This window comes from Sphingomonas sp. Ag1 (assembly GCF_000980895.1).
In the GTDB taxonomy this organism is placed as follows: Bacteria; Pseudomonadota; Alphaproteobacteria; order Sphingomonadales; family Sphingomonadaceae; genus Sphingomonas; species Sphingomonas panaciterrae.
In genome coordinates, this window is record NZ_LAZX01000094.1 from 610,226 (window position 1) to 627,136 (window position 16,911).

Sequence of the window (16,911 nt, forward strand, 5' to 3'; positions counted from 1 at the left end):
CGAAGTTGCGCGGCCGCCGCGACTGGGGCAGGCGGCGCCCATGGCTCGCAAGTTTCTTTACGTCATGGCGGTGCTGATCGCGCTGATTATCGCGTTTCAGATCACCTGGAACTTCTACGGCAGCGATCTGGTCCGCTGGTATTACAAGCCGAAGGTCGCGTTCGAGCAGCAGCCGGCCTTGCAGGAAAACGAATATGACCGCGCCGACATGTGGCTCGCGCGGCCGGATCGGACCGGGAACCCGGCACTATGGACCCCGGCGGGGTATCAGCCGCGCACGACGCCCGGCGGGCCCGCGGTCTTCTTCATCCATCCGACCTCCTATCTCAGCGCCGACCACTGGAACGCGCCGCTCGACGATGAGGAGGCGAATGCCCGTGCAGCGCTGTTCCTCCGTGGACAGGCAAGCGTGTTCAACGAGGTGGGCGAGATCTGGGCGCCGCGTTATCGTCAGGCGACCTTTGGGTCGTTCCTCACCAATGCGGCGGATGCGCAGCGCGCGCTCGAGCTCGCCTATGGCGACATCCAGGCCGCTTTCGCTGCATTCCTCAGAGAGATCGGGCCCGAACGACCGATGATCCTTGCCGGCCACAGCCAGGGCGCCCTGCACTTGACTCATCTGCTGAAGGATCAGGTTGCGGGCACGCCGCTCGCCCGCCGCGTGGTGGCAGCCTATGTCGTGGGCTGGCCGGTCAGCCGCAGCAACGATCTGCCTGCGCTGGGTCTCCCCGAATGTACCCGCGCCGATCAGCATGGCTGCCTGTTGTCGTGGGAAAGCTTTGCCGAGCCGGCAGACCCTGCGCTGGTGATCGACACTTATGACAGCAGCACCGGCTTCGATGGCAAGCCGCGCCGGGGCAGCACGCTTGTCTGCACCAATCCGCTGACCGGCACCGCCAACGCCGCTGCACCCGCCACCGCCAACGCGGGCACGCTGTTCCCGTCAGAGGATCTTGCCAGCGCCTCGATCGAGGCGGGCAAGGTGCCCGCACGCTGTGGCGATCGCGGGCTGCTGCTCATCGGCGAAGGACCGGACGTCGGGCCCTATGTGCTCCCCGGCAACAATTACCACGTCTATGATTATTCCCTGTTCTGGGCGAACGTCCGCCAGGACGCAGCCCGGCGGGTGGCGGCACGATGATTACGGCAAGCGCTTCCGAGTTTCGCGAGACCCTGCCCGCCGGGGGCCGCCTGCTTGGTCTTGACCTTGGCACCAAGACGATCGGTACCGCGCTGTGCGACGCCGGCTGGACCTTCGCCAGCCCCGCCGCACTGATCCGGCGGCGGCAGTTCACGCAGGACAAGGCCGCGCTGGCGGAGCTGATCACCGCGCAGAAGGTCGCCGGCATCGTACTCGGCCTCCCGCTCAATCTCGATGGCAGCGAAAGTCCGCGCAGCCAGTCGACCCGCGCCTTTGCCCGCAACATCACCGATCTTGGTCCCATCCTGCTGTGGGACGAACGTTGGTCCACCGTGGCGGTCGAACGGGTGATGATCGAACAGGACATGAGCCGCGCGAAACGTGCCGAGCGAATCGATTCGCTGGCGGCGGCGCACATCCTTCAGGCGGCGATCGACGCCCTCACGACCGGCTGATCATCGGCGCGCCGCTACGGGATACAGCGGCTTGCCCTGCCTGCGCGCCATGATTATCCGGCGCCTTCGATGCCAATGTCGGACCACCGCCCCGCTTCCCTCATTTCCGGAGGCGATGTTTTTCCGCACCGTCACCTCACCGGGATCGAGGGTCTTCAGCCACACGAGATCAGCTTCCTCCTCGACGAGGCGGAAGGCTGGATCGCCGCGAACCGTGATCGCGCGGCGCCCGACAAGAGGCTGGCGGGCCTCACCCAGATCAACGCCTTCTTCGAAAACTCGACGCGCACGCTGCTCAGCTTCGAAATTGCGGGCAAGCGGCTCGGCGCGGACGTCGTGAACATGCACGCCGCGCAGTCCAGCGTAAAAAAGGGTGAGACGCTGATCGACACAGCCATGACGCTGAACGCGATGCGGGCGGACGTGCTGGTCATCCGGCACATGTCGTCCGGCGCGGTCCGGCTGATCGCGGACAAGGTCGACTGCCCCGTCCTAAACGCCGGCGACGGGCGGCACGAACACCCGACGCAGGCACTGCTCGACGCGCTGACCATCCGCCGGCGCCGCGGCACGATCCACAATCAGCGCGTCGTCATCTGCGGCGACGTGCTGCACAGCCGCGTTGCCCGGTCCAACATCCTGGCCCTGACGGCCCTCGCCGCGGAGGTGCGCGTTTGTGCCCCTTCGACGCTGATGCCGCCCGCGATCGACCGCATGGGCGTCACCCCCTTCACCGATTTCGACGTCGCGCTTGAGGGTGCCGACGTGGTCATGATGCTGCGGCTTCAAACCGAGCGCATGTCGGGCGGCTACGTCCCCTCCAGCCGCGAATACCGGTTGCGTTATGGCCTCACACCGGAGCGGCTGGCGCGCGCCAAGCCCGACGCATTGGTCATGCACCCGGGCCCGATGAACCGCGGCGTGGAGATCGACTCCAGCGTTGCCGACCATCCCGAACGTTCCGCCATCACCGAACAGGTCGAGATGGGCGTGGCCGTACGCATGGCCTGCCTCGACGTGCTGACCCGACGAGCACGCGGCGTGGAGGGCTGGGCATGAGCAACGCGCTTCATTTCCGCAACGCCCGCATCCTGTGCGCGCGTGATGGCGAGCGCCGCGGCGACCTGTATGTTGCCGATGGCCGCATCGTCGACGAGGCTCGCGACGGCGCCACCGTCATTGACTGCGCCGGCAAGCTGCTCGCGCCTGCGATCGTCGACTTGGGCGTCGCGACGATCGATCGCGCCGCCTTCCGCGCCGGTGGCATCGTCCGCGTCGGCCTGTTGCCCGATCAAAATCCCGTACTGGACGAGCCCGGCATCGTGCAGCGGTCGGCGTTGATCGGCCGGCCAGACCTGTGGATCCACCCGATCGCCGCCGCCACCCGCGGGCTTGAGGGCACCGATCTTGCCGAGATGGCGATCTGCGCCTCTGCCGGCGCGCGCGCGGTTGGTACCGGCCCGCGCTGGATCGCTGATTCGGGCGTTATGGCACGCGTCCTCGCTTATGCCCGCGACCTTGACCTCGCCGTCATCACCCATGCCGAAGACGGCGGGCTGGTCGGCGATGCCGTGGCCACGATCGGTGAGACGGCGACTCGCCTCGGCCTGCCCGCCGCCCCGGCGCTGGCCGAACCGCTGGCGATCGCGCGCGACCTGATGCTGGCGGAGGCCGCCGACGCGCGCATCCACATTCGCCAGGTCACGACCGCCGCCGGCTTCGATCTCGTCCGCGCGGCCAAGCGTCGCGGCGTGCGCGTCACCTGCGGCATCACGCCCGCTCACTTGCTGCTGTCGGACATCGCCATGAGCGATTTTCGCACCTTCGCGCGCCTGTCCCCCCCGCTGCGCTCGGAGGAGGATCGCCGCGCCGCGCTCGCCGCGCTGGCGGATGGCACGATCGACGTACTGTGTTCAGGCCACGATCCGCGCGGGCCGGAGGAAAAGCGTCTGCCCTTCGCTGATGCCGTTCCCGGCGCCGCCGGCGCCGCGACGCTCCTTGCGCTGGCGCTCGGCCTCGCGCTGGACGGCACCGTCACACTGGATCGCCTGCCGGCGCTGCTCGCCCGCAATCCGGCGTCGGTGCTTGGGCTGGATAGCGGCGTCCTTGCGCCGGGACAGGAGGCTGACCTGATGCTCGTCGATCCTGACAAGCCGTGGCAGATCAATGCGGATACGCTGCCAGGTATGGCCGGCAACACGCCGGTCGACGGACTGCCCGTACAGGGCCGCGTGCTTCGCCTGTTCAAGGGCGGCCGAGAGATAACGACGGGCTGATCAGCCGATCAGCACCGCCGGATCCGGGCGAGGCGGTTCAGCGGCCGGCGAGTTGGACCTTGCCGGCCTTGACCCACACCGCCGTCTGATCGCCGGCTCCTGTCCGCACGAAGCAACGCCCGCCAGTCGCACGATAGCCACGGCATAGCGTCTCGGCATCGCTGCGACCAAACCCGCCCACCGACAGGCGGTAGAACGTCTTGAACGCCATGCCGGTCGGCGTCTGCTCGGCCAGCACGGGATAGCGGCGCTGCGCCCGATGCCAGGCATCCTTCGCCACGTCCGCCGAATCAAACGCGCCGAGCTGCACGTACCACTTGCCCTTCGCCATCTCCCGTGCCGCAGGGGCCGGCGTCGCAGCCGCCAGCCGCGTTCTGGGCTCGACGCCTGCGGGAGCAGCCGGGACGCGGCCCACTGGCAGCGATTGCACCACCTCCTGCCGCTCGGCGAACACGATCTTGCTGCCCGACGGCGACGTCATCGTGGCGGCCGGCTCCACCTGCGCAACCTCAACCGCCTCGTTGGCCGCGGCCTCGGGCGAAGCTGCGTCGGCAGGCACCTGGCTCGGGGCGGCCGCCGCAAGCTGGGTCACCGGAACGCTCGCATTCAGCGCCAGCGCAACCGGCAGACCGGGATCCTTCACCGGAATGACGCCGAGCAGTGCCGAGACCTGATCGGCCGCCCCCGTCGGCTTGGCGAACGCGGTCCATTCCAGCATCCGGGCATCAGCCGCCTGCGGTGCCATGTCGATCCCGGCAACCTGCCGCGCCTCGGCCCAGCGCCCCGCGAGCGCCAGCACCAGAGCAAAATTCTGCCGCGTCGTCGCGGTAGCATCCGGCGAGCGCGCGGCCGTCATCAGCAATTCGGCGCCCGTCGCCGGATCCCCGGCCAGGGCCATCGCCAGCCCGCGATCGGCGGCCGGCACGATGGCGGCATGTTCGTCCAACAGGGTGCGCGCCTCATCCCACTGCCCCTCGGCGATCATCGCCAGGGCGAGGTTGAGTGCGGCCTTGCCATTGGTCGGCGACAGCTGAAGCACGTCGGCATAGGCAGTATGCGCTGAGGTAAAGCGGCCAGCCTTCAGGTAGGACGCGCCCAGCAGCGCACGAAGCTCTGCGTCACGCGGCATCGCCGCCACGGCCGCCTCGGCATAGCTGATCGCCTTGATCGCATCGCCCTTCGCCAGCGCCTGCTGCGCCTTGGCCGCGTTGTTCTCGGCCAGCTTGGCGAGCTTCTCGTCGCTGCGGCTGCTGGCGGTCGAGATGCCGCCTTGCGCACACCCGACCATCGTCCCGCCCAGCATCAACGCGGATAGGCTCAGGCCGGCAATCGCGCGCTTCTTCATGTCTCAGTCCCCGAACGATCTTCGTTGGCGGCGCCGGCGTGGCTCGTCAGCCGCTCCCCCCACACACACAGACGTGCGGGTCGCCATGCTGCCGCCCGAAGGCGGTCGTGCCTCGATGGTATTGCCACCTTGCCAGCGTAGATGTGCCCCTTTGGGTCTAAGGAATGGTAAATGGCGGCCCACTTTCGCTGACAAGAGGTTATGGAAGCGGTAATCTTATGCGATCAGATCGCTGCTCCGGCCGCGCGACACCGCTGGTCGCCGGAGCCGCTGGATGGGGGTTTGACCAGATGCGAAATGCCTGCCTGTTGCTGCCCGTGGCTGCACTTCTCGCCGCTGCGCCGGCCGCGGCCGACGTGAAGCAGGGTGTCGATGCGTGGACGCGGGGTGACTATAAGGCGGCGGTTCAGGCCTGGCGCCCGCTTGCGGTGGCCGGCAATGCCGATGCCCAGTTCAACATGGGTCAAGCCTACAAACTGGGCCGCGGCGTCCAGGCCGATCTGCCCGCCGCGATCGAGTGGTTCCGCAAGGCCGCTGTGCAGGGACATGCGCAGGCGATCGACAATTACGGCCTCGCCCTGTTCCAGGAAGGCAAGAAGGCCGAGGCATTGCCCTGGCTGGAGAAATCCGTGGCGCGGGGCGAGCGGCGCACCCAGCTCGTCCTTGGCACCATGTTGTTCAACGCGGACGGTGTCGCCCGCGACTGGACCCGCGCCTATGCACTCGTCACCCGCTCCTCGCAGCAAGGCCTGCCACAGGCGTCGCAGACGCTCGCGCAGATGGATCGATATATCCCGGAGGTGCAGCGGCAGCAGGGGCTCACCCTCGCCCATAAATATGAGGCTGACGCGCGGGCGCTCGCTGCATCCCTCCCGGCACCGCGTGCCCCCGGCGCGACGGTCGATTCCGCGCCGCCGCGCGCCGCGACGCCAACCGGCCCATCGCCCGCCCCGGCAGTGGCGACGCGCGCGCCGCTGACGACGTCCGGAAGCACGCCTCCATCCGCGGCTAGCCCCGCCGCGACGCCGCGCCCGGCGCCGGCCGTCGCCGCGCCCCGGCCTACACCCGCGCCCGCACCCGCTCCAGCCGCGAGCGGCGGGAATTGGCGTATCCAGCTCGGCGCGTTCCGCGACGAGTCCAACGCGCGCAACCTCTGGGCACAGGTCGGCAGCCGCACCGGCGGCAGCCCCAGCTACGTGAAGGCAGGCGCCGTCACGCGCTTGCAGGCGACGGGATTTGCCTCACGCAGCGCGGCGCAGGCGGCGTGCGCCAAGGCCCGCGTCAGCTGCGTCGTGGTCGCTCCCTGATGATCGCTGACGCGGCGGGGTTCAGATGATCCCGCCGCCCAGCATCAGGCGCAGCGCGAAGATCACGACAAGCACGATGTTCAGGTTGCGCCCGACATTGGTGGACGACAAAGCGCCCACCGCGATGCCCACGATCCCGATCGGGATCACGAACCAGTTCAACCAGCCGAGCAGCGGCATGAACGCCACGATTCCCAGCAAGAGGGTGACGAGGCCGATCAGAATCGAAGCGATATTCAACATCCGCAAGACATGGTGCCGGACGGGGTGTGTTGCAAGCATGGGACACATCGTGGGCATCCTTCCTTACGGATGCGGCGATAATCATGGTGCCGTTTTCGAGGGAGCGATGATGAAAACCAACGTAATGCTTGGGGTGGCAACAGCGTTGCTCGCACTCGCCTCCTGCGGATCTCCGCGCGCGGATCAAGCCGCGGTGGCTGATCTCGACAACAGCCTCGCGACGATGAACGACGCGGCAAGCGCAAATGACCCGGTGCTGCAAGGTGCGCTTCGCGATCCGATCATGGTCGATCCGAAGCTGGTGCAACAGGCCAACGCCAATACGGTGCGACCGCCGCTTCAGCCAGGTTCCGGCGCGCTACCGCCGGAAGGCATTGGCCAACGCGCTGACGCTCAGGTCGCCGGCGCGCTCCGCGCCGCGCCCGCACCGACCGGGACCTGCACGCAATGTGCCGCCGCCCGGCGCGCGCTGACGCTTGGGGCCTTGGCGCAGAGCCAGGGCGCCTCGGCGCAATGCGTGAACAACGTCGCTTATTCCGCCGATTGGGCCAACCGCCTGCCGCAAGGCGTGCCGCTTTATCCCGACGCCCAGATCAGCGAGGCGGCCGGCGCCGATCGCGACGGCTGCGCGCTGCGAGTCGTCAGCTTCATCAGCGCAGCGCCCGCCCAGCGGCTGCTCGACTGGTATTACACCCGCACCTCAGAGGCCGGATTCCGATCCGAACATCAGGCCGACAGCGGAGAGCATATTCTGGCAGGCACGAAGAAGAACGCCGCCTTCTTCCTGATCGTCAAGCCGCGCCCAAACGGCGGATCGCAGGTTGACCTGATGGCCGACGGCGGCGGCTGAGCAAGCCGACCGAACGGCACAGGGCACGCGTTCGGCGTTCCCCTTTGGGCGTTTTGGCTCTAGGGGCGCGGTAATGAACGGATTACTTCTGGTGATGGCCGGTGGGGCCGCCGGGGCGGGCCTGCGCCACCTCGTCGGGCGCGCCGCCCTGACCACCCTTGGCACAGGCTGGCCCTGGGGCACATTGATCGTCAACATCGCGGGCGGCTGCGCCATGGGCATGCTGGCCGGAACGCTGGCGCGGCTCAGCAGCGGCGGCGAGGCTTGGCGCCTGCTGATCGGGGTGGGCGTACTCGGCGGGTTCACTACCTTCTCCGCCTTTTCACTCGAAACATTGCTGATGATCGAACGCGGCGCCTGGCTTCAGGCGTTCGCCTATATTCTTCTATCGACGATCGGTTCGATCGCGGCGCTGGCGGCCGGACTCGCCTTCACCCGGGTGGCAGCATGAACGACAGCGTCCGCCAGTTCACCGTCGCCGCCGATGACGACGGCATCCGCGTGGATCGCTGGTGCAAGCGGCATTTGCCCGACACCAGCTTCACCACTGTCGCGAAATGGGCGCGCACCGGCCAGTTACGCCTTGATGGCGCGCGCGTCGGCCCGGGCGACCGCGTGACCGCCGGCCAGGTCCTCCGCCTCCCGCCGGCGGAACCGGTGCGCACCGATGCCAAGCCAAAGCGCGAGCGTCCGCCACTCAGCGAGGATGAGGTCGCCTTCGCGCGCGAAATGGTGATCCACCAGGATCCCGCCGCATTCGTCCTGAACAAGCCGCCGGGCCTCGCCACGCAGGGCGGAACGAAGACGACCGCCCATGTCGATGGCCTGCTCGACGCGCTTCAGTTCGATGCCGAGGGTCGGCCGAAACTGGTCCATCGCCTCGACAAGGATACGTCGGGCGCGCTGCTCGTCGCCCGCACCTCCCGCGCTGCCGCCTTCTTCTCCAAGGCGTTCTCCGGCCGGTCAGCGAAGAAGGTTTATTGGGCGCTCGTTGTCGGCGTACCTTCGATTGATGACGGCACGATCGACCTGCCGATCGCCAAGCAGCCCGGCACCGGCGGTGAGAAGATGCACGTCGACGAGGAGAACGGCCAGCCCGCGCGCAGCCGCTACCGCGTCATCGAACGCGCCGGCAACCGCGCCTGCTGGGTGGAGCTACAGCCGTTCACCGGGCGCACGCATCAGCTGCGCGTCCACATGGCGGCGATTGGTCACCCGATTGTCGGGGACGGCAAATACGGTGGCCCGGCCGCGTTCCTGACCGGGGGCATCAGCCGCAAGATGCATCTCCACGCGCGCCGCATCCGGGTGGATCATCCCGATGGCGGGGCGATCGACGTTACCGCCGAACTGCCGACGCATTTTGCGGAAAGTCTGGCCGGCCTTGGCTTTGACGAGGCCGCTGGTGACGCGCTTCCGGCCGATACGCGGCCGCCGGTGACCCGCGAGGACCGCAAGGCGAAGGCACGCGCGCATGCCAAGCAGGTCCGCAAGGCGCGCCGGGGCGAACGCCGCGGTCGCGGCGCGCGGGGCGAGTGAATGGCACGCCGGGAGCCTGGCTCCCGGCGGCGCTCAGATGGTGAGGTTGAGCAGCGGCGCGCCCAGCGACAGGCTAACCACATGCGCTGACAGGATCAGCGAGGCGCCTGCGGTGATGCCGCACATGACATAGCCGACATAGGTGAGGACCGGCGGATTGGGGCGGCGCAGCTTGGCGTTGCGCGATGCGCCCGAGAAAATGAAGCTGACCAACAAACCGTAGATAAAGACTGCCGCGCCGACCATCGTCGTTCCGTTTCCATAGGCTCAGAAAATGTGAGGCCTGCCCCCCCGGGCCCGCTCTCGCTATTGCTTCCATAGACCATAAAGCTGATGCGTAACCAAGAGGTTGACTGCCAGTTGATCCCGTTGCGGAACCAACTGGTCGCGACTGGCGCCTCCACGAAGCATAGGCCATAGCGGCGACATGGCACGCGACCCCGCCCGAACACGCTGGCTGATTATTTCGCTGACCCGCCTCGTCACGGCGATGGCTGCGGTGCTCGGCGTCATCCTGCTCGCAGAGGGGCCGGACACTGGCAGCAAGATACTGGGCGGCGCGATTGTGCTTGCCGCATTGTGGGCCATGGCGGTCGTACCGCGCGCGCTGGCGCGGCAATGGCGGAGCCCAAGTGAATGAAGCGTTTCTGGACTGACGTCACGATCGACGAGGAGCAGGTGGTGCGGCTGGACGGCCGCCCTGTTCGCACGCCGGGTCGAGCACCGCTCGCACTGCCAAGCACTGCCCTTGCAGAGGCAGTCGCGGATGAATGGCGCGCGGTCGGCGAGACGCTCGATCCACGGTCAATGCCGCTCACGGGGCTCACCAACGCCGCGATCGACCGTGTCGCCCCCTCCCCCGCCGCCTTCGCCGCAGGCCTGGCGGCTTATGCCGAGACCGATCTGCTCTGCTATCGCGCCGAATCGCCGGCCGAACTGGTGCAGCGTGAAGCCGAAGCATGGGATCCGCTGCTCGAATGGGCCCGCGGCCGCTACGACGTGCATTTCGAGATCGTCAACGGCCTCATGCACCAGCCACAGCCACCAGCGACTGTGACCCGGCTGGCAGAGGCTGTCGCGAGTCGCGATCCCTTTGCCCTAGTGGCGCTGCAGCCGATCGTCACGATTTCGGGCACATTGGTGGGCGCGCTGGCGATGGCCGAGGGTCAGATCGACGCCGACACCCTGTGGGCTGCCGCCACGGTCGATGAAACGTGGCAGGCCGAACAATGGGGCGTGGATGAGCAGGCGGCCGAAGCCAATGCCGCGCGCCGCCGCGATCTCGACGCGGCGGTACGCTTTCTCACGCTACTCGAGTGAACCGCTTTTCTTGAGCAGACTGCGGATGAAGCCGATGATGCCGGTCTGGCGTGATCGCTTCAGCCGCTCGGCCGCCAGGATCATCCGGACACATTCGAAGCAATGTTCGAGGTCATCGTTGACCAGGACGTAGTCATAACCGTCCCAGTGGCTCACCTCGTTCGCGGCACGCGACATGCGCGCGTCGATCACCTCCTGGCTGTCGGTCGCGCGCTTCTGTAGCCGATCCTGAAGGATAGCCATCGACGGGGGCAGGATGAACACACGGACTACGTCGCCGCCGGCCAGCTGGTGCAGCTGCTGGGCGCCCTGCCAGTCGATGTCGAACAATATGTCCTTGCCCTCGCTCAACGTGTGAAACACGTCGGCCTTGGGCGTGCCGTAGCGATTGTCGAAGACATGCGCCCACTCGAGGAATTCATGGTTGTTCGCCATCTCGCGAAAGCGATCCAGCGTGACGAAGTGATAATCCTTGCCGTCGATCTCGCCGGGGCGCGGCGCACGCGTCGTATAGGATACGGACATCGACAGCTCCGGCTCAGCCGCCAGGAGCTTCTTGGCTATCGTCGACTTTCCTGCGCCCGAGGGTGATGACAGGACGAACAGGACGCCGCGACGGCGAAAGCCATGCGGATCGGTCGGGGAAGATGCGGCCATGCGCGCTCCTGCCGCGCGGAGGACATGAGCGTCAAGGTTCCGTCCGCGTCATTCCCGCAAAAGCCGCGCGGCTGAGCAGCTCGGCCGGTGCTCAGCCGCTCGTCACTGTGCCGGCAGATCCCATCATGGGCATCTGCCTGGCAGGATCAACGCACGGGGCGCCCGGACATGCCTTTGCCCGCCTTGCGCCGGTCGTACATCTTCTTCGCTACGTAGCCGCCACCGAGCAGCAGCCCAAGCGGGCCCGTTCGGGTCGCCATGCGTGCCGCCAGGGCGCCCACGGCCGCGCCCTTCAATCCACCGCGCCAATCCCGACGATCGATTTCCTTGCCGACGAGTGCGCCAACGATGGTGCGAAGCATGGATGTTCCTTTCTCTACTTGGCTCGCTAAGCGCTTCGGCGCGGTTCAGGTTCCCAGCATCCCCTCGGGGCGAACCACGCGGTCGAACGTTTCACCATCAACCAGCCCAAGCGCCAGACCTGCCTCACGCAGCGTCAGCCCTTCGGCATGGGCATGTTTGGCGATCTTCGCCGCATTGTCATAGCCGATCTCGGGAGCGAGCGCGGTGACCAGCATCAGCGATCGGCCGACCAGATCAGCAATCTGCCGCTCATTGGCGACCATCCCATCGACACAGCGCTCGGCAAAGCTGGTCATCCCCACTGCAAGCAGGTGGATCGATCGGAGCACGTTGGCCCCGATCAGGGGCATGAACACGTTGAGCTCGAAATGCCCCTGCATGCCCCCGACGGTCACCGCCTGATGATTACCGATCACCTGCGCTGCAACCATGGTCAGCGATTCGCACTGCGTGGGATTGACCTTGCCCGGCATGATCGAACTACCCGGCTCGTTCGCCGGCAGCGAAAGCTCGCCCAGGCCGGAGCGCGGACCGGAACCCAGCAGCCGGATGTCATTGGCGATCTTGTTGAGCGCCACCGCCAGCGTGTTGAGCGCGCCGGAAAAGAAGACCAGGCCATCCTTGGCGGCCAGCTGCTCGAACTTGTTCGGCGCCGGTTCGAACGGAAAGCCCGTGATGTCGCTGATCGCCGCGGTCATGTCGGATGCCCAGCCCTCGGGCGCGTTCAATCCCGTGCCAACCGCGGTACCGCCGATCGCGAGCTTGCGAATATCGCGGTGCAGCGCCTCCTCGATCCGCCCGCGGCAACTTGCGAGCTGCGCGGCATAGCCGGAAAATTCCTGCCCCAGTGTCAGCGGCGTCGCGTCCTGCGTATGCGTCCGCCCGATCTTGACGATGTCGCGCCATTGTTTCGCCTTGGCATCCAGGGCAGCGTGAAGCCTGTCCAGCGCCGGGAGCAGCGCATCACGCGTCGCGAGCGCCGTCGCGACGTGCAGCGCCGTGGGAAAGCTGTCGTTGGAAGATTGGCTCATGTTGACGTGATCGTTGGGGTGCACCGGCGCCTTGCCGCCGCGCTTGCCGGTCAGCACCTCGTTCGCGCGTCCGGCGATCACCTCGTTCACGTTCATGTTGGTCTGCGTACCGGAGCCGGTCTGCCAGATGACCAGCGGGAATTGCTCATCCAGGTTGCCTGACACGATCTCCTGCGCGGCATCCTCGATCGCCTTGACGACCGCTCCGTCCAGCCCATGGCGGGCGTTCACCCGAGCGGCGGCTTGTTTGACGATCGCCTGCGCGCGGACGATGCCGATTGGCATCCGCTCCATCGCCCCAAAGGGGAAGTTCTCGATCGAGCGCTGCGTCTGCGCGCCCCAGTAAGCGTCCGTTGGCACCTCGATGCTGCCAATCGAGTCGGTCTCGGTGCGCGTGTCGTTCATGCCTCAGCCTATCTGTCGTGACAGGCGGTATTTGGAGGCGAAGCAGTAAGGCGCAAGGGGACACGGCGGTCGGCCGCCGTGTCCCCTTGCGCCCATGTTCATGGTGCCGGCACGCTACCGGCCCGAAGCGAGGCTATTTCTTGCGCTTGAAGTCCACGGAGACGACGTTCGACCCGTCCTCGCTCGACGTGGGTGGCGGGCCATCGTTTTCCGCCGGATCGTGCGGCTCGGGACCGTCACCGGGCCCTTCCTGCGCCTGGAAGCGCAGCTCGAAATTGACCGCCGGATCGTGGAACCCGGTGATCGCCGAATAGGGAATCATCAGCTTCGAGGGCACCTGGTTGAAACTCAGGCCGACAGAGAAGCGCTCCGCGTCGACGGTCAGGTCCCAGAAGCGGTTCTGCAGCACGATCGTCATTTCATCGGGGAAACGCTCGATCAGCCGCTGCGGGATATCGACCCCCGCCGCCTGCGTCTTGAAGGTGATGTAGAAATGATGGTCGCCCGGCAGCCCCCCGCCGGTCGCGACCGAGCCCAGCACGCGACCGACGACGGCGCGCAGGGCCTCCTGCACGATCTCGTCGTAGGGAATCAGGCTGTCAGGTGCTTGGTCGTCCATTTGCATCATCGGTAACGGCACGAACCGTTCGGTCAAGATTGCATGGCGCGTCGGCTCCGCTATGTGCGCGCTCATGCGCAGCGCGACGATCCGCCGTGACACCAGCGAAACCAAGATCGCGGTGACCGTTAACCTTGATGGCACGGGCGCGTACCGTGTGTCGACCGGAGTTGGCTTCTTCGACCATATGCTGGAGCAGCTCTCCCGCCACTCGCTGATCGACCTGGATGTCGAGACGAAGGGCGATCTGCATATCGACCAGCACCACACCGTCGAGGATACCGGGATCGCCATCGGCGAGGCGCTGGCCAAGGCGCTCGGCGATAAGCGCGGCATTCGTCGCTATGGCGATGCGCTGTCCCCGATGGACGAGACGCTGACCCGCGTCGCGCTCGACATTTCCGGGCGCCCCTGGCTCGTGTGGAAGACCGAGTTCAGCCAGAAGCGGCTTGGCGAAATGGACACCGAGATGTTCAAACACTGGTTCCACAGCTTCGCGCAGGCCGCGGGCATAACGCTGCACGTCGAGACGCTGCACGGCGAGAACAACCACCACATCGCCGAAAGCGCGTTCAAGGGCCTTGCCCGGGCGCTGCGTCAGGCGATTGAGATCGATCCGCGCAAGGCCGATTCGATCCCGTCGACCAAGGGCGTTCTGTGACGCTCGCATTGGTCGACATTCAGTCGGGGAACCTGCTGTCGGTCGAAAACGCCCTGCGCGCCGCCGGCGCATCAGACGTGATCGTCACCGCCGATCCGGACGCGATTGCCCGCGCCGATCGCATCGTCCTTCCCGGCGTCGGCGCCTTCGGGGCCTGCGCGGCAAACCTGCGTGCGGTCGACGGGCTTGAGGCGGCGCTGCGCTCCCGCGTTCTCGACCAGGGCGCGCCGTTCCTTGGCATTTGCGTCGGCATGCAGCTGCTCGCGGAACAGGGCGAGGAACTCGGCCAGCATCGCGGGCTCGGCTGGCTGCCCGGCAATGTCCGGCGACTCGATCCCGCCGGTACCGATGCAAAGGTGCCGCACATGGGCTGGAACGATGTGGTGCCCACCGGCGATCACCCGCTCCTGCGGCCGGGCGAAGCCTATTTCCTGCACAGCTTCGCTTATGATGGCGACGGCGTGCTCGCACAGACCGACCATGCTGGCCCCGTCACTGCCGCGATCGGCCGCGACACGATCGTCGGCGTTCAATTTCACCCGGAGAAGAGCCAGCGCTACGGCCTCGATCTTCTTGCTCGCTTTCTGGAGTGGCGTCCTTGAGCCTCATCGTGTTTCCCGCCATCGATCTAAAGGCGGGCCAGGTCGTTCGCCTAGCCGAGGGCGATATGGATCGTGCGACCGTTTATGGTGATGATCCCGCAGCCCAGGCGATGTTGTTCGCCGATGCGGGCGCAGGCCACCTCCATGTCGTCGATCTCGACGGGGCCTTTGCCGGTGAAAGCCGCAACGGGGAGGCCGTGCGCGCGATCGTCAGCCGCTTTCCCGGCCATGTGCAGCTCGGCGGCGGCGTTCGCACGCCGGAGAGCGTGGAGGCCTGGTTCGACGCCGGCGTCGCCCGCGTCGTGATCGGTACCGCCGCGCTTGAAAATCCGCAGTTCGTTCGTGACATGGCCGCCGCCTTCCCCGGCGGCATCGTCGTCGCGGTCGACGCGCGCGACGGCATGGTCGCGACCAAGGGTTGGGCCGACGTATCCACCACCACCGCCACCGACCTCGCGCGCCAATTCGAGGATGCCGGCGTTGCGGCGCTCCTGTTCACCGACGTCGGCCGCGATGGCCTGTTGAAGGGCTGCAATGTCGAGGCGACGGTCGATCTGGCGCGGGCCGTGTCGATCCCGGTGATCGCCAGCGGCGGCGTTGCCGGCATCTCGGACATTCACGTGCTGGCGCTTCACGCCCGCGACGGGGTCGAAGGCGTCATTACCGGGCGCGCCCTGTACGACGGCAGGCTTGATCTTGCCGCCGCGCTTACCGTTGCTGCGGCGGCCTGAACGATGACGGTTCGTGCCCGCGTCATTCCTTGCCTCGACGTCGCCAACGGCCGTGTCGTGAAAGGGGTCAACTTCGTCGATCTGATCGATGCCGGCGATCCGGTGGAACAGGCTCGCGCCTATGATGCGGCGGGGGCCGACGAATTGTGCTTCCTCGACATCACCGCCAGCCATGAGGGGCGCGACACGATCCTTGACGTGGTGCGCCGCACGGCAGCGGTCTGCTTCATGCCGCTGACGGTGGGCGGCGGCGTGCGCAGCGCCGATGATGCGCGCGCGCTGCTGCTGGCCGGGGCAGACAAGGTGGCGGTCAATTCCGCCGCGGTGGCGAGGCCCGAAGTGGTCGCTGACATTGCCGAGCGATTTGGCAGCCAGTGCTGCGTCGCCAGCGTCGATGCGCGTCGAGTCGATGGCGGGTGGGAGGTATTCACCCACGGCGGCCGACGCAGAACGGGTATTGATGCCGTCGCTCATGCCTTGCGCCTGGCGGAGCTTGGCGCAGGCGAAATCCTGCTGACGTCGATGGACCGGGATGGAACCCGCGACGGCTATGACCTCGACCTGGTCCGCGCCGTTGCGGACAGGACGAGCGTGCCGGTGGTCGCCTCTGGGGGTGTCGGCACTCTCGACGATCTCGTCCGCGGGGTGACGGAGGGTCATGCCTCGGCGGTGCTTGCAGCCTCGATCTTCCACTTCGGTCAGGCGACCATCGCCGACGCTCATGCTGCCCTCGCCGCGGCGGGCGTGCCGGTACGGCGGCATTGACGCTTCGCTGCATGTCGGTGGCATAAGGGACGCCTCGTCCCTTCCGGAGCCGCTTGCGTCATGCCGCCTTCGCTGTTCACGCTGACCGCCGCCGCTCCGCCCGTCGGGGCTGCGGCGGTGTCCACGCCGCGTACCGGTCCCGAACTGTCCGATGCGGCGCTGTTCGTTGCCGCCGCCATCGCCGTCTGGCTGACCCGGCGTGCGCTGCGCAACCGTGGTCGGAAAGGTTGACCTGGATCGCCGCGCGCGGCACCTCGCGCGGCATGGCTGACGACACTCTCGACCGTCTCGAAGCAACGATCCGCGCGCGCAAGGATGCACCCGCGGTACGCTCCTATACCGCGAGCCTGTTCTTCCAGGGACGACATAAGATCGCGCAAAAGTTGGGCGAGGAAGCGGTCGAAACGGTCATCGCCGCCTGCTCCGGCGAGGATGCCGATATCGTTCCTGAGGCGGCCGACCTGATTTTCCATCTGCTGGTGCTGCTCGCCGACGCCGGCCTCTCGCTCGACGACGTCCGACGCGAGCTCGACCGGCGTGAGGGCCAGTCGGGCCATGACGAAAAGGCTGGCCGCCCCCTCTCCTTCCGCCCTGAATAAGG

Annotated in this window: 23 protein-coding genes; 16 read left to right on the forward strand and 7 right to left on the reverse strand. The window is 67.1% G+C overall.

What is annotated here, in order from left to right; translation table 11 throughout:
- Positions 1-40 precede the first annotated feature (40 nt).
- The 4 genes from XM50_RS15800 (at position 41) to XM50_RS15815 (ending at position 3,872) form a co-directional block, all read left to right on the forward strand.
- Positions 41-1,141 carry a DUF3089 domain-containing protein gene (locus XM50_RS15800; protein WP_046411792.1) on the forward strand — a complete coding sequence of 367 codons (1,101 nt, stop codon included), beginning with the start codon at positions 41-43 and terminating at the stop codon, positions 1,139-1,141.
- Complete coding sequence (gene ruvX, locus XM50_RS15805; RefSeq protein WP_046410819.1) at positions 1,138-1,596, forward strand: Holliday junction resolvase RuvX; 459 nt, start codon at positions 1,138-1,140, stop codon at positions 1,594-1,596. Before XM50_RS15800 ends, ruvX begins: the two co-directional genes overlap by 4 nt.
- A gap of 69 nt (positions 1,597-1,665) precedes the next feature.
- Positions 1,666-2,655, forward strand: a complete 990-nt coding sequence (locus XM50_RS15810; RefSeq protein WP_046410821.1) for an aspartate carbamoyltransferase catalytic subunit — start codon at positions 1,666-1,668, stop codon at positions 2,653-2,655.
- Positions 2,652-3,872: a dihydroorotase gene (locus XM50_RS15815; protein ID WP_046410822.1), complete on the forward strand. Its 1,221-nt coding sequence runs from the start codon at positions 2,652-2,654 to the stop codon at positions 3,870-3,872. The genes XM50_RS15810 and XM50_RS15815 overlap by 4 nt, the downstream gene beginning before the upstream one ends.
- A gap of 37 nt (positions 3,873-3,909) precedes the next feature.
- Here XM50_RS15815 and XM50_RS15820 read toward each other — a convergent pair whose 3' ends face one another.
- Positions 3,910-5,217 carry an SPOR domain-containing protein gene (locus XM50_RS15820; RefSeq protein ID WP_046410823.1) on the reverse strand — a complete coding sequence of 436 codons (1,308 nt, stop codon included), beginning with the start codon at positions 5,215-5,217 and terminating at the stop codon, positions 3,910-3,912.
- 290 nt (positions 5,218-5,507) lie between these two features.
- Here XM50_RS15820 and XM50_RS15825 point away from each other — a divergent pair, with 290 nt between their 5' ends.
- Complete coding sequence (locus XM50_RS15825) at positions 5,508-6,524, forward strand: SPOR domain-containing protein (protein WP_046410825.1); 1,017 nt, start codon at positions 5,508-5,510, stop codon at positions 6,522-6,524.
- Positions 6,525-6,545: 21 nt separating this feature from the next.
- On the opposite strand, the gene XM50_RS15830 is transcribed toward XM50_RS15825, so the two are convergent.
- Positions 6,546-6,767, reverse strand: a complete 222-nt coding sequence (locus XM50_RS15830) for a hypothetical protein (RefSeq protein WP_046410827.1) — start codon at positions 6,765-6,767, stop codon at positions 6,546-6,548.
- A 193-nt stretch (positions 6,768-6,960) separates the two neighbouring features.
- Between XM50_RS15830 and XM50_RS15835 the strand changes: the two genes are divergently transcribed.
- The 3 genes from XM50_RS15835 (at position 6,961) to XM50_RS15845 (ending at position 9,156) form a co-directional block, all read left to right on the forward strand.
- Entirely contained in the window at positions 6,961-7,617 is a 657-nt protein-coding gene (locus XM50_RS15835) for a hypothetical protein (protein WP_156167276.1), read from the forward strand.
- Positions 7,618-7,690: 73 nt separating this feature from the next.
- Positions 7,691-8,068, forward strand: a complete 378-nt coding sequence (gene crcB / locus XM50_RS15840) for a fluoride efflux transporter CrcB (protein WP_046410828.1) — start codon at positions 7,691-7,693, stop codon at positions 8,066-8,068.
- Positions 8,065-9,156 (forward strand): RluA family pseudouridine synthase, encoded by a 1,092-nt coding sequence (locus XM50_RS15845; protein WP_046410829.1) that lies wholly within the window; start codon positions 8,065-8,067, stop codon positions 9,154-9,156. The genes crcB and XM50_RS15845 overlap by 4 nt, the downstream gene beginning before the upstream one ends.
- A gap of 33 nt (positions 9,157-9,189) precedes the next feature.
- On the opposite strand, the gene XM50_RS15850 is transcribed toward XM50_RS15845, so the two are convergent.
- On the reverse strand, positions 9,190-9,402 hold the full coding sequence (locus XM50_RS15850) for a hypothetical protein (protein WP_046410830.1): 213 nt from the start codon (positions 9,400-9,402) through the stop codon (positions 9,190-9,192).
- A gap of 181 nt (positions 9,403-9,583) precedes the next feature.
- On the opposite strand from XM50_RS15850, the gene XM50_RS15855 reads away from it, so the two are divergent.
- Both XM50_RS15855 and XM50_RS15860 read left to right on the forward strand, forming a co-directional pair.
- Entirely contained in the window at positions 9,584-9,796 is a 213-nt protein-coding gene (locus tag XM50_RS15855) for a hypothetical protein (RefSeq protein WP_046410831.1), read from the forward strand.
- Positions 9,793-10,476: an ATP12 family chaperone protein gene (locus tag XM50_RS15860; RefSeq protein ID WP_046410832.1), complete on the forward strand. Its 684-nt coding sequence runs from the start codon at positions 9,793-9,795 to the stop codon at positions 10,474-10,476. Before XM50_RS15855 ends, XM50_RS15860 begins: the two co-directional genes overlap by 4 nt.
- Here XM50_RS15860 and gmk read toward each other — a convergent pair.
- The 4 genes from gmk to XM50_RS15880 all read right to left on the reverse strand — a co-directional run bounded on the left by gmk (position 10,465) and on the right by XM50_RS15880 (position 13,551).
- Positions 10,465-11,133 (reverse strand): guanylate kinase, encoded by a 669-nt coding sequence (gmk, locus tag XM50_RS15865; protein ID WP_046410833.1) that lies wholly within the window; start codon positions 11,131-11,133, stop codon positions 10,465-10,467. The genes XM50_RS15860 and gmk overlap by 12 nt on opposite strands.
- A 146-nt stretch (positions 11,134-11,279) precedes the next feature.
- Positions 11,280-11,495: a hypothetical protein gene (locus XM50_RS15870; RefSeq protein ID WP_046410834.1), complete on the reverse strand. Its 216-nt coding sequence runs from the start codon at positions 11,493-11,495 to the stop codon at positions 11,280-11,282.
- A gap of 45 nt (positions 11,496-11,540) precedes the next feature.
- Complete coding sequence (fumC, locus tag XM50_RS15875) at positions 11,541-12,932, reverse strand: class II fumarate hydratase (protein WP_046410835.1); 1,392 nt, start codon at positions 12,930-12,932, stop codon at positions 11,541-11,543.
- Between the two features lie 133 nt (positions 12,933-13,065).
- Positions 13,066-13,551, reverse strand: coding sequence for an SspB family protein (locus XM50_RS15880; protein ID WP_046411795.1), 486 nt, complete (start codon positions 13,549-13,551; stop codon positions 13,066-13,068).
- Between the two features lie 73 nt (positions 13,552-13,624).
- Here XM50_RS15880 and hisB point away from each other — a divergent pair, with 73 nt between their 5' ends.
- The 6 genes from hisB to XM50_RS15905 are packed head-to-tail and all read left to right on the forward strand — an operon-like array spanning position 13,625 to position 16,909.
- On the forward strand, positions 13,625-14,212 hold the full coding sequence (hisB, locus tag XM50_RS15885; RefSeq protein ID WP_046410836.1) for an imidazoleglycerol-phosphate dehydratase HisB: 588 nt from the start codon (positions 13,625-13,627) through the stop codon (positions 14,210-14,212).
- Entirely contained in the window at positions 14,209-14,814 is a 606-nt protein-coding gene (gene hisH, locus XM50_RS15890; RefSeq protein ID WP_046410838.1) for an imidazole glycerol phosphate synthase subunit HisH, read from the forward strand. The genes hisB and hisH overlap by 4 nt, the downstream gene beginning before the upstream one ends.
- Positions 14,811-15,545, forward strand: a complete 735-nt coding sequence (gene hisA, locus XM50_RS15895; protein WP_046410839.1) for a 1-(5-phosphoribosyl)-5-[(5-phosphoribosylamino)methylideneamino]imidazole-4-carboxamide isomerase — start codon at positions 14,811-14,813, stop codon at positions 15,543-15,545. Before hisH ends, hisA begins: the two co-directional genes overlap by 4 nt.
- 3 nt (positions 15,546-15,548) lie before the next feature.
- The gene (gene hisF, locus XM50_RS15900; RefSeq protein WP_046410841.1) at positions 15,549-16,310 is read left to right on the forward strand and encodes an imidazole glycerol phosphate synthase subunit HisF; all 762 of its coding nucleotides are present in this window, start codon (positions 15,549-15,551) and stop codon (positions 16,308-16,310) included.
- 60 nt (positions 16,311-16,370) lie between these two features.
- The gene (locus XM50_RS20185; protein WP_156167277.1) at positions 16,371-16,541 is read left to right on the forward strand and encodes a hypothetical protein; all 171 of its coding nucleotides are present in this window, start codon (positions 16,371-16,373) and stop codon (positions 16,539-16,541) included.
- A gap of 32 nt (positions 16,542-16,573) precedes the next feature.
- Positions 16,574-16,909, forward strand: coding sequence for a phosphoribosyl-ATP diphosphatase (locus XM50_RS15905; protein ID WP_046411797.1), 336 nt, complete (start codon positions 16,574-16,576; stop codon positions 16,907-16,909).
- Positions 16,910-16,911: the final 2 nt, after the last annotated feature.

Excerpts from the sequence above, each read along its gene's own strand:
- hisF (WP_046410841.1), top strand. The coding sequence starts at position 15,549 with ATGACGGTTCGTGCCCGCGTCATTCCTTGCCTCGACGTCGCCAACGGC.
- XM50_RS15810 (WP_046410821.1), top strand. The coding sequence starts at position 1,666 with ATGCCAATGTCGGACCACCGCCCCGCTTCCCTCATTTCCGGAGGCGAT.
- XM50_RS15850 (WP_046410830.1), bottom strand. The coding sequence starts at position 9,402 with ATGGTCGGCGCGGCAGTCTTTATCTACGGTTTGTTGGTCAGCTTCATT.
- XM50_RS15860 (WP_046410832.1), top strand. The coding sequence starts at position 9,793 with ATGAAGCGTTTCTGGACTGACGTCACGATCGACGAGGAGCAGGTGGTG.
- XM50_RS15905 (WP_046411797.1), top strand. The coding sequence starts at position 16,574 with ATGGCTGACGACACTCTCGACCGTCTCGAAGCAACGATCCGCGCGCGC.
- XM50_RS15800 (WP_046411792.1), top strand. The coding sequence starts at position 41 with ATGGCTCGCAAGTTTCTTTACGTCATGGCGGTGCTGATCGCGCTGATT.
- hisB (WP_046410836.1), top strand. The coding sequence starts at position 13,625 with ATGCGCAGCGCGACGATCCGCCGTGACACCAGCGAAACCAAGATCGCG.
- XM50_RS15830 (WP_046410827.1), bottom strand. The coding sequence starts at position 6,767 with ATGTTGAATATCGCTTCGATTCTGATCGGCCTCGTCACCCTCTTGCTG.
- XM50_RS20185 (WP_156167277.1), top strand. The coding sequence starts at position 16,371 with ATGCCGCCTTCGCTGTTCACGCTGACCGCCGCCGCTCCGCCCGTCGGG.
- XM50_RS15825 (WP_046410825.1), top strand. The coding sequence starts at position 5,508 with ATGCGAAATGCCTGCCTGTTGCTGCCCGTGGCTGCACTTCTCGCCGCT.
- XM50_RS15815 (WP_046410822.1), top strand. The coding sequence starts at position 2,652 with ATGAGCAACGCGCTTCATTTCCGCAACGCCCGCATCCTGTGCGCGCGT.
- XM50_RS15855 (WP_046410831.1), top strand. The coding sequence starts at position 9,584 with ATGGCACGCGACCCCGCCCGAACACGCTGGCTGATTATTTCGCTGACC.
- crcB (WP_046410828.1), top strand. The coding sequence starts at position 7,691 with ATGAACGGATTACTTCTGGTGATGGCCGGTGGGGCCGCCGGGGCGGGC.
- gmk (WP_046410833.1), bottom strand. The coding sequence starts at position 11,133 with ATGGCCGCATCTTCCCCGACCGATCCGCATGGCTTTCGCCGTCGCGGC.
- fumC (WP_046410835.1), bottom strand. The coding sequence starts at position 12,932 with ATGAACGACACGCGCACCGAGACCGACTCGATTGGCAGCATCGAGGTG.
- ruvX (WP_046410819.1), top strand. The coding sequence starts at position 1,138 with ATGATTACGGCAAGCGCTTCCGAGTTTCGCGAGACCCTGCCCGCCGGG.
- XM50_RS15870 (WP_046410834.1), bottom strand. The coding sequence starts at position 11,495 with ATGCTTCGCACCATCGTTGGCGCACTCGTCGGCAAGGAAATCGATCGT.
- XM50_RS15820 (WP_046410823.1), bottom strand. The coding sequence starts at position 5,217 with ATGAAGAAGCGCGCGATTGCCGGCCTGAGCCTATCCGCGTTGATGCTG.
- XM50_RS15845 (WP_046410829.1), top strand. The coding sequence starts at position 8,065 with ATGAACGACAGCGTCCGCCAGTTCACCGTCGCCGCCGATGACGACGGC.
- XM50_RS15880 (WP_046411795.1), bottom strand. The coding sequence starts at position 13,551 with ATGGACGACCAAGCACCTGACAGCCTGATTCCCTACGACGAGATCGTG.